This window comes from Pseudomonas sp. Choline-02u-1 (genome assembly GCF_002836515.1).
Classification (GTDB): Bacteria; Pseudomonadota; Gammaproteobacteria; order Pseudomonadales; family Pseudomonadaceae; genus Aquipseudomonas.
This window is the reverse complement of the sequence record NZ_PJBC01000001.1, coordinates 121,614-136,342: the sequence shown is the minus strand read 5'-3', so window position 1 is coordinate 136,342 and position 14,729 is coordinate 121,614. Positions and strand designations below refer to the sequence as shown.

The window sequence follows — 14,729 nt, the reverse complement described above, 5'->3', positions numbered from 1 at the left end:
GGCCGGCGCATCAGAACGGGCGCAGGGGCAGAAACTTGCCGTCGAGGGTCACCACGGCGCGGGAGCCGCCTTCCGGGTCTTCGACTTTCTTGATGTCCAGTTTGAAGTTGATCGCGCTGATGATCCCATCACCAAACTGCTCATGGACCAGCGCTTTGAGGGTGGTGCCGTAGATCTGGATCATTTCGTGAAAACGGTAGATGGTCGGATCGGTCGGCACGCCGCTGAGGCTGCCACGCAGAGGAATGATCTGCAGGGCGGCAACGTCATCCGCGCTGAGGTCGAGTTTGTCGCCGACCACCTTAGCAGCGTTTTCCGGCAACGGATGCTGGCCGAGCAGGGCGGCAGTGACGTAGGCCAGGCTGAGGCCGGTGCCGTCAGCAAGATCCTGCCACGACAGATCTTTTTTCGCCTTGGCGTCGAGAACGCGGGTGGTCAGGGCCAGGCTGTTGTCGTTGTAGGCGTGGGACTGTTGCATGGTGTCACTCCTTTCAGGGGTTGGCTTGCTTGTGTGGAAACAATGTTGCGCCGGTCGATTCATAGCGTCCAAGACCGATATACAATGCTTCGCATAAGTCCTGCCTATAGATGGTGCCCTCATGCTGTTGCGACATTTGCGTTATTTGCTCGCCGTTGCCGATCACGGTGGCTTCACCCGCGCCGCCGAAGCGCTGCATGTGTCGCAGCCGACGTTGTCGCAGCAGATTAGGCAACTGGAAGAGACCCTCGGCGTGAGCCTGTTCGATCGCACCTCGCGCACGGTGAAGCCGACGGATGCCGGCGCGGCTTACATCGAATGCGCGCGGCGCGTGCTGGTGGAGCTGGAAGCCGGGCAGCGCGCCTTGCACGACGTGAAGGACTTGTCCCGCGGCACGCTGCGCCTGGCGATGACGCCGACGTTCATGGCGTATCTGGTCGGGCCACTGGTGCGCGACTACGGGGCACGGTTTCCCGGGATTCATCTGGAGATCTTCGAGTTGTCGATGGACGACATCGAGGCCGGGCTGACGGATGACTCGCTGGATGTCGCGATCGCGTTTACGCCGGTGCGCAATGCCGATATCGAATGCATACCGGCGTTTACCGAGACGCTGGGGATCATGGTCGGGCCTGGGCATCCGCTGTATGACAGCCATTCGGTGTTGACGCCGGTGGAGGTTGCTTCACTGGATTTCGCCTTGCTGGCGCCGGGCTTCATCACGCGGTTATCGGTTGATGAGTATTTCCGCGAGCAGGGGATTACGCCGCAGGTGCGGATCGAGGTGAACTCGGTGAGTACATTGCTGGAAGTGGTGCGGCATGCGCCGCTGGCGACTATGTTGCCCGAGGCGATTGCCAGCGATGACCGGGCATTGCGCCGCTTGCGGGTCGAAGGGGAGGCGCCGCAGCGTGGAGCGGCGTTGTTGCGGCGCAGGAATAATTATCACAGCGCGGCGGCGCTGGCGCTTGTTGACCTTGTTCTGCAAACGCATAACGCATGAACATCTTTGCGCGCGTTCTGGATGTAAAAAGGGCCTGCTCCACCTTGGAAGCAGGCCCTTTCGTGATTGCAGCGCTTACTCAATAAAACCGATCAATCACCCGAACTTCATTTTTGTTCTGCATCGAATCCCACGCCTGCTTCAGCGTCTGCAGCACGCTGCCAATGAAGTCCTTGTCGGCCGCTGCCTTCTTGCCGACATAACCGTGGCCGCGGCGATACATCTTCAGGCGGGCCAGCAGGTTCTGATGGTTGCGGTCGAATTCTTCTTCGCCAGCGTGGGGCGACAGGCAGTCGATATGCACCTGACCCGACTTGCTGATCCAGAGAATGTGGCTGTCGTGGCTGTCTTTTTGCGCCGCGAACATCCGAGCCAGTTCTTCGATGGTGGGTTGATTATTCAGATTCATTGTTATGCCCCTTGACCAGTCTGGTGATCTTTCAAAGTTGATTCGCTAATACAGGTAGCCCATCGGTTAGTTGATCCCTGGCACCGAAACCAGGACGTCAGCGCTCGCCCGTGTGAAGTACGGGGTCGTGCATCTGTTGCATGTAGTCGTGTTGAATAACTGCTACGCAATAGCGTCACAACGAGGAGAAGCAGCGAAAACCGGGAGGCTCCTTGACGACATGTCCAGTGTCGACCACAAGCGTCTTGAGAATTTTCGCCAGCGCTTCTCGTCCTTGTACTGGACGTTCAGGCCAGGTCAGCTTCTTCAATCTGCCTTGTGGGCAGCGTGTATCCGGAAAAAACAACTCGGCGGTCAGACGAGTTTGCTCAAGCGTGTTACCAGCGCTCCCGATCGGGGAACGTCTTCATCATGCAAAAGCAAAACGACGCCGTCAACGGTTTTGTAGTGATTATTTTCGAGCACTACATATTGTCGGACAAAGCTGTTTTGGAATGAGAAAAGATACGTTTCAGCAACCTGCAGAAGGCACCCCTAAGGGTTTCAGCGGGTCGCCGGCCGTGTCGTGCGTTTGCGCGGACCGGCGGTTTTGCTGGCCGTCGACTTGCGTTTTTTCTTCCACGGCGCTGCGGCTTTGCCGGCGGGAGGCGGGCCGCTGATGGTCAGTCTGAGGGCGGAGCAGCGGGTGACCTGCTTGCTCATCCACGCGGCCTGTTTGGTGACAAATTCTTCCAGACTCATCTCGCCGCTTTGCACCATGTCCAGCGCTTGTTCCCAAATGGCTGTGGTGCCCGGATCGGCGATTGCCCGTGGCACTGCGTCGATCAGGCTGAAAGCGGCCGGCGTCGCAGCCAGCGCCTTACCGTTCTTCACCAGATAACCTCGATCAAGCAGACCCTGGATAATCGACGCGCGGGTGGCTTCGGTGCCGATGCCGGTGGTGTCTTTGAGTTTCTGTTTGAGCAGCGGATCTTCGACCAGTCTGGCGACGTTCTTCATTGCCTTGATCAGATCGCCTTCGGTGTAGGGTTTTGGCGGTTGCGTCCACAGATCCTTGAGATTCACCTTCAACACAGCGCATTCGACGCCCTGGCTCAGAGCCGGCAAGGTTTGCGGCGCGGGCGCTTCGCGGCCCTTGGCCGGGGCCAGTGCCTCGGGCAATGCGCGCTTCCAGCCCGGTTCCATGATCTGCTTGCCCACGGCACGCAACGCCTGCCCGTTGCAGTCGAAATCGGCCTGGGTACGATCGTATTCGTGATTGGGCAGGAACTGCGCCAGGTAGCGCGCGCGAATCAGCGTGTACACCGCGCGATGCTTGCCGGTTAGACGTTCGAGGTTCTTCGCGGCGATGGTGGGGATGATGCCGTGGTGAGCGCTGACCTTGGCGTCATTCCAGGCCCTTGAGCGCCGCTGCGGTTCGAGAAAACCCTGCAACGCTTCAAGGCTCGGATCGGCCTGGCGCAACGCTGTGAGGATCGACGGCGCCTCACTGTGTTGGCTCAACGGCAGGAAGCCGCAATCGCTGCGCGGGTAGGTGATGACTTTGTAGGTTTCGTAAAGGGCCTGGGCGATGTCGAGGGTTTCCTGGGCGCCAAGGCCAAGCTTCTTCGAGCAGACTTCCTGCAACGTGCCGAGATCGAAGGGCAGGGGCGCGACTTCGCGCATGCGCTCGGTTTTCAGCTTGATCACCCGTGCGCTGTCTGCACTGCTGATCGCCGCCGCTGCTTGTTGCGCCAACGCCTGATTCAGGCAGCGATCCTGATCATCACAAACATCCGCAGGTGCGCGCCATTGCGCGGTAAACGCCGTGCCGTTGTGCAGCAAATCCACGTCGATTGCCCAGAACGGTACGGGGACGAAATCGGCGATGCTGCGGTCGCGGTCCACCACCAGTCGCAAGGTCGGCGTCTGTACTCGGCCCACCGGCAAAACGCCCTGATAACCCGACTGCCGGCCCAGCAAGGTGAACAGTCGACTCATGTTCATGCCGATCAGCCAGTCCGCGCGTGAACGGCCCAGCGCCGAGTGATACAGGCTGAATGTTTCGGCTCCCGGTTTCAGCGCGGCCAAGGCCTTGCGAATCGATGCCTCGTCCAGCGCCGACAGCCACAAGCGGCGGATCGGCCCGCGATAGCGGCAATGTTCGACCAGTTCCCGGGCGATCATCTCGCCCTCACGGTCGGCGTCGGTGGCGATGATCAGTTCGCTGGCCTCGCCAAGCAGGCGCTTCACCGATTTGTACTGACTGGCGGTGCGGGGCTTGACGGTCATTTTCCATTTGTCGGGAATGATCGGCAGATCGGCCAGCACCCAGCGTTTGTAGCGCGCGTCATAGGCATCCGGCGGAGCAGTTTCGAGCAAGTGGCCGATGCACCAGGTCACTGTGACGTCCGTCCCCAACCAGCAACCGTCGCCGCGACGCCTGGCGCCGAGCACGGCCGCGATGTCTTTGGCCTGGGAAGGTTTTTCACAGAGGTACAGCCGCATAGCTACCATCGCTGATTGGTTTGTGGGAGCGCACAGGATGGCTGGAGTCTGCGGCGCGAGCAACTTTTATCTGTATGGATATACAGATAAAACGATTGCCAAAGATTTTCGCCGTTCGGCTGCAATCTCAACCAGACCCGAGCCCATCGGCTATACCTGAACCGGTCTCTTCGCCGTCTTCAGGAGAATTCCCATGAAAAGCCCCAGCCCCGTGATCAGCGTCGAACAACTGAGCGGCTGCCTGCTGGTGAAATTCCACGGCATTCAGGTCGCCGCTTCCTCCCACGCGCTGATCCTCAACGAAGCCAACTACCCGCCGGTGTACTACATCCCCCGCGAAGACATCGACGGGAAATATTTTGCCCGCACCGACCACAGCAGCTATTGCCCATACAAGGGGGACGCCAGTTATTTCACCCTGCAGGTGCCTGGGCATGAGGTCGCCAACGCAGCGTGGACTTACGAAAATCCGAAAGTGTCAGTCGCGCCGATCCGCGACTACCTGGCGTTTTATCCGGACCAGGTGAAATTCGAAGTGATCAAAGCGGACATCTGAGCCAAAAAAATGGCGAGAGGATCGCGTCCCTCGCCATTGTTGTCAGCGCGTTTTCAGTTCTTGTCGAGATCGATATTCTTCGTCTCACGCAGGCAAATCATCCCCACCACCAGGCTCACCCCGGTAATCAGCACCGGATACCACAGCCCGTAGAAAATATCCCCGGTGTACACCACCAGCGCAAACGACACGGTAGGCAGGAATCCGCCAAACCAGCCGTTGCCGATGTGATACGGCAGCGACATCGAGGTGTAGCGAATGCGTGTCGGGAACAGTTCGACCATCAGCGCGGCGAGCGGGCCGTAGCACATAGCGGAAATGATAATCAGCGCGACGATCAGTGCGACGATCATAGGTTTGTTGATTTGCTGCATATCGGCTTGTTGCGGATAGCCGGCGAGGGTGATCGCGCCGCGCAGTGCCGCCTCATCGAAACCATCCAGCTTCACGTCGCCGACACTCACCTGCACGGCGCTACCCGCCGGCGCAGCAACGCTGGAGTAGGGCAGGCCTTGCTTGACCAGGAAGGTCTTGACCTTGTCGCAGGGACTGTCGAATTTGGCCTTGCCCACCGGATCGAACTGGAAGGTGCAAGTCGCCGGGTCGGCGAGCACGGTGATCGGTGCCTGACGGCTGGCCAGATCAATCGCCGGGTTGGCGTAGTGGGCCAGGGATTTGAAGATCGGGAAGTACAGCGCGGTTGCCAGCAGCAGGCCGAGCATCAGCACCGGTTTGCGCCCGACCTTGTCCGACAGCCAGCCGAAAAAGATGAAGAACGGCGCGCCGATCACCACGCTGATGATCAGCAGACTGTTGGCCACTGCCGGGTCCATTTTCAGGAACTGCGTGAGGAAGAACAGCACGTAGAACTGCGCGGCGTAGAAGGTCACCGCTTGCCCGGCGTTGATGCTGAACAGGGCGATCAGCACGACTTTGAGGTTTTCCCATTTGCCGAAGGATTCGCGGATAGGCGCCTTCGAGGTTTTGCCTTCTTCCTTCATTTTCAGATAGGCCGGCGACTCGTGCAGGCTCAGGCGAATCCAGGTGGAAATGCCCAGCAGCACGATCGACAGCAGGAACGGAATGCGCCAGCCCCAGACTTCAAACTGATCGCCGGTGAAGTAGCGGCAACCGAGCACTACCAGCAGCGACAACAGCAGGCCGAGGGTCGCGGTGGATTGAATCCAGCTGGTGTGGAAGCCGCGTTTGCCGATGGGAGCGTGTTCGGCCACGTAGGTCGCCGCGCCGCCGTATTCGCCGCCGAGCGCCAGGCCCTGAAGCATGCGCAGCACCACTAGAATGATCGGCGCCGCGATGCCGATGCTGGCGTAGGTCGGCAGCAGTCCGACGCAAAACGTCGCCACGCCCATCAGAATGATCGTCGCCAAAAAAGTGTATTTGCGCCCGATCATGTCGCCCAAGCGGCCAAACACCAATGCGCCGAACGGCCGCACGATGAAGCCGGCGGCGAACGCCATCAGCGCGAAGATGAACGCGGTGGTGTCGTTGACTCCGGCGAAAAACTGCTTGCTGATCACCGCCGCAAGGGCGCCGTAGAGGAAGAAGTCATACCACTCGAACACCGTCCCGAGTGATGAGGCGAAGATGACTTTCTGTGTCGCATTGCCGGTCTCGGCGCTACCCGCGGCGTCCAGCGGCTGAGCGTGGTCTGACATATCGGTATCCCTCACAGTGATTGTTTTTGTTGTTCCACTGGTGTTGCGTGTCCGGGTGAAGCGCGATGCCTTGAGTCTGCTGCAAAAAACTGTGGGAGGGGGCTTGCTCCCGAAGGGGCCGGCTCGGTCACATCAAGGGTGAATGACACTCCGCTTTCGCGAGCAAGCCCGCTCCCACATTAGAACTGTGTACAGGTTTGGCCAAAATCAGTTGAGCAGCCTTCTCGGCAATCATCAGCGTAGGCGAACAGGTATTGCCCGAGGTGATTTTCGGCATGATCGACGCATCGGCAATGCGCAAACCCGGTACGCCGTGCACGCGAAGTTGCGCATCGACCACCGCGTCGCCGTCGTTGCCCATGCGGCAAGTACCGACCGGGTGGAAAATCGTCGTACCGATTTTTGCCGCCGCTTCGTGCAATTGTTCTTCGCTTTGCAGGTCGGCGCCGGGCAGGTATTCCACCGGTTTGAACGCCTCCAGGGCAGGGGCACTGACGATGCGCCGGGTCAGGCGGATCGCATCGGCGGCGACGCGCAAGTCTTGCGGGTGGCTGAGGTAATTGGGCTGAATCAGCGGTGCCGCTTGCGGATCGGCCGAGCGAATCTCGATGCGCCCACGGCTCTGCGGGCGCAGGTCGCACACCGAGGCGGTGAACGCCGGGAAGCTGTGCAACGGCTCACCGAAACGCTCCAGCGATAAGGGCTGCACGTGGTATTGCAGGTTCGCCGAGGTTTGCTCCGGACCGGAGCGGGCGAATGCGCCCAACTGACTCGGCGCCATCGACAGCGGCCCGCTGCGGTCGTACAGATAGCGCAGGCCCATGCCCATCTTGCCCCACACGCTGCCGGCGATCTGGTTCAGGGTGCGAGCGTTTTCCAGCTTGTAGATCAGGCGCAGTTGCAGGTGATCCTGCAGGTTGCCGCCGACGCCCGGCAGCTCATGAATCACGCCTATCCCTAAGCGTTCGAGCAGCGGCTGCGGACCGATGCCGGAGCGCTGCAGAATGCTCGGCGAGCCGACTGAGCCGGCGCACAAAACAATCTCCTTGCGCGCCTTGAACTGTCTGGTCTGGCCTTCATGCTGCGCGCTGACTTTCGCCGCGCGGCCATTCTCCAGCAACACACGATCAACCTCGACGCCGGTCAGCACGGTCAGGTTCGCCCGGCTGCGCAGCGGTTTCAAAAAGGCCTTGGCCGCGTTCCAGCGCACCCCGGCTTTCTGGTTGACCTGAAAGTAGCCGCAGCCTTCGTTGTCGCCCTGGTTGAAGTCATTGATGCTGGCGATGCCGCTTTGCTCGGCAGCGCTGCGAAAGGCATCGAGAATCGGCCACGACAGACGCTGTTGCTCGACTCGCCATTCGCCCTGATCGCCATGAAATTGAGCGCCGCCAGCAAAGTGGTTTTCGCTCTGTTTGAACAGCGGCAGCACGTCGTTCCACGCCCAGCCCGGATTGCCAGCCGCCGCCCAACCGTCATAGTCGCCGGCCTGGCCGCGCATGTAGATCATGCCGTTGATCGAGGAACAGCCGCCCAGCACCTTGCCGCGCGGATAACTCAGCGCGCGGCCATTGAGGCCCGGTTGTTCTTCGGTCTTGAAGCACCAGTCGGTGCGTGGGTTACCGATGCAGAAGAGGTAACCCACAGGAATGTGAATCCACGTGTAGTTGTCGCGGCCGCCGGCTTCGAGCAGCAACACCCGCTGCTGGGGATCCGCTGAAAGCCGATTGGCCAGCAGGCACCCGGCGGGGCCGGCGCCGACCACGATGTAGTCGAATTCATCCAGGGACGTGTGCATGCCCTGACCTCGCTTTTTGTTTTTATTGTCGGACACTCTAGTTGTTAGCTTTCGTTAAAAGAATGTTAGTTTTTGCGCAGCCGCTGTGCGTTTTCAAACAGCCTGAAACGACGATAGCCGACAAGGAACCGCCATGTTCGACTGGAACGACCTGCGCTTTTTTCTCGAACTGCAACGCAGCGGTCGCCTGCTCACTGCCGCGCGTCGGCTCAACACTACCCACGCGACGGTCGCGCGGCACATCGAGTCGATCGAGAAAAGCCTCGGCACCGCGCTGTTTGTTCAGCACGCACAGGGCTATGAGATGACCCCGGCGGGGGAGGCGCTGCTCAAACACGCCGAAGCGATGGAAAACGTCGCGCTGCTGGCGCAGGAAGAAATCACCCAGTCCACCGCGCCGCTGGGCAAGATCCGCGTTGGCGTCACCGAAGGCCTCGGCATCAAATTTCTCGCTTCCCGAATGATCGGGCTGTTCGAGCGTTATCCCGGGCTGGAAGTGGAACTGGTCGCCGTGCCGCGCTTTGTCAGCATCCTCAACCGCGAAGCGGAAATCAGCATCCACCTCGAACGGCCATCCGCCGATATGCTCGTCACGCGCAAGCTCACTGACTATCGACTTGCGCTGTATGCCAGCCAAACCTACCTCGACAACGCGCCGCCACTGCAAAGCCGCGAAGACCTGGGCCGACATGCGTGGATCGGTTACGTTGACGACCTGCTGTTCAGTCAGGAACTGATGTTCCTCAACAGCTTCTGCCGCAGCCCGCGCGTGGTGTTTCACAGCACCAGCGTCATTGCCCAGCAGGAAGCGGCGCGCTCGGGGTTGGGCATCGCCGTGCTGCCGTGTTACATGGCCGCGTCCGACCCGGATCTGGTGGCACTGTTGCCGGATGAAAGCATCGAGCGCAGCTACTGGATCAGCACCCGCCGGGAGCTGCATAAATCGGTGCGGCTGCGGGTGGTCTGGGATTATGTGGTGGGGTTGTGTGAGGCCGAGCAGGGGCTTTTACGCGGTTAAACCTGGCGCATCCAAATCGCCCTGTGGGAGCGAGCCTGCTCGCGAAAGCGGTGTATCTGATACGCAAACCTCGCCTGACCCACCGCCTTCGCGAGCAGGCTCGCTCCCACACGTTTATTCACCGTGGCTGCTTTCACGGGTTGATAAACATATGGATATCCGTATATTCGATTTCCCGCATATGGCGAGCCGATCACCATGATCACCCCCACCGAAGTCTTCAAAAGCCTCGCCGATGAAACCCGCGTCCGCGCCATCCTGCTCATCGCCGAGCAAGGTGAACTCTGCGTTTGCGAGTTGATGTGTGCGCTCGACGACAGCCAGCCGAAAATCAGCCGCCATCTCGCGCAACTGCGCAGTAATGGTTTGCTGCTCGACCGCCGTCAGGGCCAGTGGGTGTATTACCGCCTCAATCCGGAACTGCCGGCATGGATTGGCGAAATCCTTCAGCTGACATCCAAGGCCAATGCCGATTGGCTCAAGGACAACGCCGCGCGCCTGCAAAACATGGATGGCCGTCCCGTGCGCGAACGCGCCTGCTGCTGAATCTTCCACTATCTACGGAGCGCATCGATGCGAGTCCTGTTCATGTGCACGGCCAATAGCTGCCGCAGCATTCTTTCCGAAGCCATGTTCAATCACCTGGCTCCCGCTGGTTTCCAAGCGGTGAGTGCCGGCAGTTTTCCCAAAGGCCAGGTTCTGCCGCGCAGCCTGTCGACGTTGCAAAAGCACGGCATCGCCATCGACGGGTTGCACAGCAAAGGCAACGATGCCTTCGCAAACAACCCGCCGGATATCGTCATCACTGTCTGCGACAAAGCCGCCGGCGAAACCTGTCCGGTGTATTTCGGTCCGGCACTGAAAACGCATTGGGGACTGGAAGATCCGTCCGAAGTGCAGGGCGACGAAGCGGCAATCGACGGGGCATTCCAAGCCACTCTGATGCGCATCGGTGAACGCTGCCAAGCCTTCCTCGATCTGCCGTTTCACTCGCTCAGTCGTGAGCAACTGAAAGCCGAACTCGATCGCATCGGCACGCTGTAAGGAGGCTTCATGACAAATCATTTGCCCAACCTCGACGCCAGCCTGATCGACGCTGTTAAGCCATCGAATGTCGGCGAACACAAACCGCGCATCCTTCTTCTCTACGGCTCGACCCGTGAACGCTCCTTCAGCCGCTTGTTGGTGGAAGAGGCCGCGCGCCTGCTCGAACACTTCGGCGCCGAAACGCGGATCTTCAACCCATCCGGTTTGCCATTGCCCGACGACGTCCCGGTCGACCATCCCAAGGTCCAGGAATTGCGCGATCTGGTGTTGTGGTCGGAAGGCCAGGTCTGGTGCTCGCCAGAACGCCACGGCGCGATGTCCGCCGTGTTCAAAGCACAGATCGACTGGATCCCGCTGGAACTCGGCGCTGTGCGCCCGACCCAAGGCAAAACCCTGGCGGTGATGCAAGTCTGCGGCGGCTCGCAGTCGTTCAACGTGGTCAACCAACTACGCGTCCTCGGCCGCTGGATGCGCATGTTCACCATCCCCAACCAATCCTCGGTGCCGAAGGCCTATATGGAATTCGACGAAGAAGGGCGGATGAAACCCTCGCAGTTCTACGACCGTGTGGTGGATGTGATGGAAGAACTGGTCAAGTTCACCGTGCTGCTGCGTGGGCAGCAGGCGCACCTGGTGGACCGCTATTCCGAGCGCAAGGAAAGTGCTGAACAGTTGATGGCGCGGGTGAATCAGCGGTCGATTTGACCCGCCATCCCCAGCCAGGCTCATTCCTTTTTGGGAGTGAGCCTGCTCGCACTGGCGCTCCATGGCTGGCACACCGCCACGGCTTGCACCGCTCCCTCCCGGCTGTCACCCTTCTGGCCGTTCTTCAAGGATCAGAAGGAATCAAGGATTGAGTGGCTACGTTCCAAACCCGCCGAAAAACTATCGCTACGAAGAAGCCAAACCCGTCGACATACACGCCCAGCATTGGGCCGAGTATGAGAAGCATGGGAAAGAGCCTGCGCGCGAACCTGAGAAAATCGGGATTGCGTTGAGGATCGGGGTGTTCTTTGATGGCACGGGCAACAATGCGAACAACTCTGCTGCGGGGTTGTTGTGTGGCGCTCAGCATCCGATTGCGCCTGAAGATATTCCCGCCAGTTGCCAGCCTTATATGGGTGATCCGGATAGTAGTTATGGCAACGATGTCAGCAATGTGAAGAAGCTGAGCGAACTGTATGGAGCAACACGACTCGCTGAGGGAGAAGGGCCACGAAAGAGAGCTTTCGGTATGGTCTACGTCGAAGGTATAGGTACCCGTTCAGGTGAAGAAGACAGTAAATTCGGCGCCGGTACAGGACGTGGTGAAACCGGCGTTGCAGGGCGAGTCCAATCCTGTTTCGCGGTGATCGAGCAGCGTATCACTGAAGTATTGGACAAAAATCCCGGTAGTGAAATTGCTTCGTTGACTTTCGACACGTTTGGCTTTAGTCGCGGTGCCGCAGCCGCCAGACATTTCGCCAACGAGATAGTGCGTGGCAAACAAGGGCCTTTAGGCGACATTCTCCGCAGTATGTCCGATGCCCTCAGTTCGACCTTTGTTGATCAGTATCACAGCGACATCAACGTGGGCTTCATTGGGCTGTTCGACACGGTACCGTCGATTGCTGGATGGTCCAATCTGGGCAACATAAAAAGCGCAGTCGCAACGGGGGTCAAACTCTATCTCGATCGACGTTATTTCACCGACGTTGTGCAGTTGGCTGCGCGGGATGAATGCAGGGCTAACTTTGCTCTCAATCGAGTAGCGATGGATCATCCGGAAATCGTCTTGCCGGGTGTGCATTCCGATGTGGGAGGGGGTTACCTTGAGGACGCTGAAGAGTGTGTTCTCGTTAGCCCAATGCAGACGCTAGAGGTCGGTACGTATACTGACGTCGCTACCACATCGATCTACCAGGATGCGATCAATGTGAGAAATCAGTGGCTAGCCAAGGGTTGGCCGCTCGAAAATCTCGAGATCGTTACGCCACCGCCATTACTGCTCCCGGTCAGCCCTCAGGATCGACTTAGTCCTCAAGTCAAGCGAGTCTATGCGGCCGTCCAACTCAAGTGTCCGGTGAGTGGATTACTGTCGAGAGTGAGCCTGCGCGTGATGCATCAACTCGCCAGAGCTAAAGGCGTTCTCTTCGAAGACATTCCCGAGACGCCAGACTTCGCCGTTCCTGAAGAACTCAAGCCCATGTGTGATCGTTTTGTCTCCGGCGACTACAGCACCACGCCAGAGGAGGAGCAAATACTCAAACTCAAGTACATTCACACGTCCGCCAACTGGAACCATCCGCTTGGCAGGAGAGATGGGAGTGGCATCAGAGCTGTTTACATCAACGCCCCCACGGAAGATGCAATCCGAGTAAAGCACCCACACGTACCTGACTGGACGCTTTGGTAATGAAGTTATTTACAGCACTGCTGTGTACGCTTTTTGTGGCTGGTTGTAATGCCGACCCGCTGTCAGCAAAAAACGACCCTAAATCCCCTTGGTGGGAACTCGGTTTCACCGAACCCAACTACATGAAGGTCTGGGTTGAAGACACTGCTGTGGAAGATATAAAGGGAAAAACATTTCTGCGTACCGGTGGTGGATCGGCATCGGGCGGGCAACCTGAAGACGGCACCGAATCGGCCCGTGGTTGGGGCGGAGTGGGCGCGTCCGCAAAAGCCGTGGTCGGCGCTGATCTCCCAAAAAGAATTTTTGTTCGCTGGCAGTCCATCGTAGAGCCTCAAACTTATCGGGCTTGGGTAGATATACCCGAAGAAGCCAGGCAAATGATGCGGACTTCGGTCGCGCAGCGCTGCGCGAAAACACCAGAGCGGCGGAGTACCTATATTTCATCGGTCTATCTGGGCCTGGCGCCTGGCGGCGTTGTGCAGGTTTGGGTCAGAGACGAGTGCCACCATCCGATCAAAGTCGCCAGAGCACAGGCAGAGATCGAGCCTTTAGGACCGAGTCAGGGTAAGAACCAAGGACGCTACGCCTATCCCGTCAGCGAAAAGTCCAAGCGCTATATCGAGAAATTCGGCATCCCGTACGGAAGTTGGTAAGCGCTGAAGCCGTGAGTCGTCCACTGTGCCGCCGCGCGCAATGTCGAAGCACGGCTGCCAGTGCACTGATCCGCTACCGGCTGTTTTGGTAAATAAACAACTCACGCCTCAAATCAAAACCTCAAACGCCGCACTACCCAACACCTCCCCATTAACCATCACCTGCACCCCATGTCGCCCGGCAAAATGCTTGCGCGTAGTAAAATCCTTGATGACTTGATTCCGTCGCACTACCTCAGTCCCGAAACCCGCTAATCCCAAAGTCTTCAACTTGAAAACCTTCCTCGAAACCCCGCCATTCGCCTTCACATACTCAATCGCATAATCAATCACCAGCCTTTGCTCGTGCGCCACCATGGACTTCACCGTAAACGACAAAGTAATCGCTTCCCCCAACCTCACCACCGCAGGCTCAACCCGCACATCCAACAACTCAACCTCAGCCTTCGCCCCTGCGCCGATCACCGTCAGCGCGCGCACGTCGCCCTGTTTGATCAAACTGCGCAGCGCATGCTTGGCAATCCAGGCCGTGTGCTTGTTCTCCAGCGACCAACCTTCAATCGTGTCCAACACCCACTGCGGATGCACCTTCGTCACGTCATTCAAATGATTTGCCACGGACTTGCGCACGTACAAGCTCTCATCCGCCTTCAACTGATCAAGTATCCCGGCGGCCAGCTGCGGATCAGCCTGCACCGCTTCCAGGCGGAACGACCACGGCAGGCGAGGGCGGCTGCCTTCGCTGGCGAGGCGGCGGACGTGGTGGTTTTCGTCTCGGGTCCAGTCATGCATTCGTTCCAGCGAGCGCTCGAGGTCGCTGCGCAAAAAGTAGCGGATGGCGAATTCGGAGGAGCCGAAGGCGGTGAAGTACTTCAGCGCGTCTATTGAGGTGTCGAACGCATGGGCGCCGTAGCTCGCGACGTAGTGTGGCAGGCACATGCTGACGAAGCCGCTGTTCAGCCGTGGCGCGAGTTCGAACAGCACTTCAAGGGAATCTTCGTAGTCCAGCGGCAGCACGGCATGCAGGCTTTTGCTGACACGCGCCATGCGTTGCATTACTGATAGTTCAGCGAGTCCGTCCTGGGCGTGTTTGAGAAACGTCTTGGCCTTGAACGCCGGGTACACCGCGCTCATTTCGTCAGCGATGTGCTGCAAGCGCTCGGCGTTGAAGATTTCCTTTAACGCCGGGGCGGCGGTGTCGGTGGTGCTCAT

General features: G+C 59.0%; 14 protein-coding genes. 8 read left to right on the top strand and 6 right to left on the bottom strand.

The window, feature by feature from the left end; all coding sequences use genetic code 11:
* Positions 1–10: 10 nt before the first annotated feature.
* A complete protein-coding gene (gene cynS / locus CXF97_RS00680) occupies positions 11–478 on the bottom strand; it encodes a cyanase (RefSeq protein ID WP_101155214.1) in 468 nt (155 codons plus the stop codon).
* Positions 479–599: 121 nt separating this feature from the next.
* On the opposite strand from cynS, the gene cynR reads away from it, so the two are divergent.
* Positions 600–1,481 (top strand): transcriptional regulator CynR, encoded by an 882-nt coding sequence (gene cynR, locus CXF97_RS00675; RefSeq protein WP_101155212.1) that lies wholly within the window; start codon positions 600–602, stop codon positions 1,479–1,481.
* Positions 1,482–1,560: 79 nt separating this feature from the next.
* Here the strand turns inward: cynR and CXF97_RS00670 are convergent, their stop codons facing one another.
* Together CXF97_RS00670 and CXF97_RS00665 are read right to left on the bottom strand one after the other, a co-directional pair.
* A complete protein-coding gene (locus tag CXF97_RS00670; RefSeq protein WP_073471181.1) occupies positions 1,561–1,890 on the bottom strand; it encodes a hypothetical protein in 330 nt (109 codons plus the stop codon).
* 543 nt (positions 1,891–2,433) lie between these two features.
* A complete protein-coding gene (locus CXF97_RS00665) occupies positions 2,434–4,377 on the bottom strand; it encodes a DNA topoisomerase III (protein WP_101155210.1) in 1,944 nt (647 codons plus the stop codon).
* A 193-nt stretch (positions 4,378–4,570) separates the two neighbouring features.
* Between CXF97_RS00665 and CXF97_RS00660 the strand changes: the two genes are divergently transcribed.
* The gene (locus tag CXF97_RS00660) at positions 4,571–4,933 is read left to right on the top strand and encodes a DUF427 domain-containing protein (protein WP_101155208.1); all 363 of its coding nucleotides are present in this window, start codon (positions 4,571–4,573) and stop codon (positions 4,931–4,933) included.
* Between the two features lie 53 nt (positions 4,934–4,986).
* Here the strand turns inward: CXF97_RS00660 and CXF97_RS00655 are convergent, their stop codons facing one another.
* The gene (locus CXF97_RS00655; RefSeq protein WP_101155206.1) at positions 4,987–6,609 is read right to left on the bottom strand and encodes an MFS transporter; all 1,623 of its coding nucleotides are present in this window, start codon (positions 6,607–6,609) and stop codon (positions 4,987–4,989) included.
* 127 nt (positions 6,610–6,736) lie between these two features.
* The gene (locus CXF97_RS00650; protein WP_101155205.1) at positions 6,737–8,404 is read right to left on the bottom strand and encodes a GMC family oxidoreductase; all 1,668 of its coding nucleotides are present in this window, start codon (positions 8,402–8,404) and stop codon (positions 6,737–6,739) included.
* Positions 8,405–8,537: 133 nt separating this feature from the next.
* Between CXF97_RS00650 and CXF97_RS00645 the strand changes: the two genes are divergently transcribed.
* The 6 genes from CXF97_RS00645 to CXF97_RS00615 all read left to right on the top strand — a co-directional run bounded on the left by CXF97_RS00645 (position 8,538) and on the right by CXF97_RS00615 (position 13,517).
* Entirely contained in the window at positions 8,538–9,422 is an 885-nt protein-coding gene (locus CXF97_RS00645) for a LysR family transcriptional regulator (RefSeq protein ID WP_101155203.1), read from the top strand.
* 198 nt (positions 9,423–9,620) lie between these two features.
* On the top strand, positions 9,621–9,968 hold the full coding sequence (locus CXF97_RS00635; protein ID WP_016775103.1) for a metalloregulator ArsR/SmtB family transcription factor: 348 nt from the start codon (positions 9,621–9,623) through the stop codon (positions 9,966–9,968).
* 27 nt (positions 9,969–9,995) lie between these two features.
* Positions 9,996–10,466 carry an arsenate reductase ArsC gene (locus CXF97_RS00630; protein ID WP_101155199.1) on the top strand — a complete coding sequence of 157 codons (471 nt, stop codon included), beginning with the start codon at positions 9,996–9,998 and terminating at the stop codon, positions 10,464–10,466.
* 9 nt (positions 10,467–10,475) lie between these two features.
* Positions 10,476–11,174 carry an arsenical resistance protein ArsH gene (arsH, locus tag CXF97_RS00625; RefSeq protein WP_101155197.1) on the top strand — a complete coding sequence of 233 codons (699 nt, stop codon included), beginning with the start codon at positions 10,476–10,478 and terminating at the stop codon, positions 11,172–11,174.
* 148 nt (positions 11,175–11,322) lie between these two features.
* Entirely contained in the window at positions 11,323–12,864 is a 1,542-nt protein-coding gene (locus tag CXF97_RS00620; protein WP_101155195.1) for a DUF2235 domain-containing protein, read from the top strand.
* The gene (locus tag CXF97_RS00615) at positions 12,864–13,517 is read left to right on the top strand and encodes a DUF2931 family protein (protein ID WP_101155193.1); all 654 of its coding nucleotides are present in this window, start codon (positions 12,864–12,866) and stop codon (positions 13,515–13,517) included. The genes CXF97_RS00620 and CXF97_RS00615 overlap by 1 nt, the downstream gene beginning before the upstream one ends.
* Positions 13,518–13,625: 108 nt before the next feature.
* On the opposite strand, the gene CXF97_RS00610 is transcribed toward CXF97_RS00615, so the two are convergent.
* Positions 13,626–14,729, bottom strand: coding sequence for a DNA alkylation repair protein (locus CXF97_RS00610; protein ID WP_101155191.1), 1,104 nt, complete (start codon positions 14,727–14,729; stop codon positions 13,626–13,628).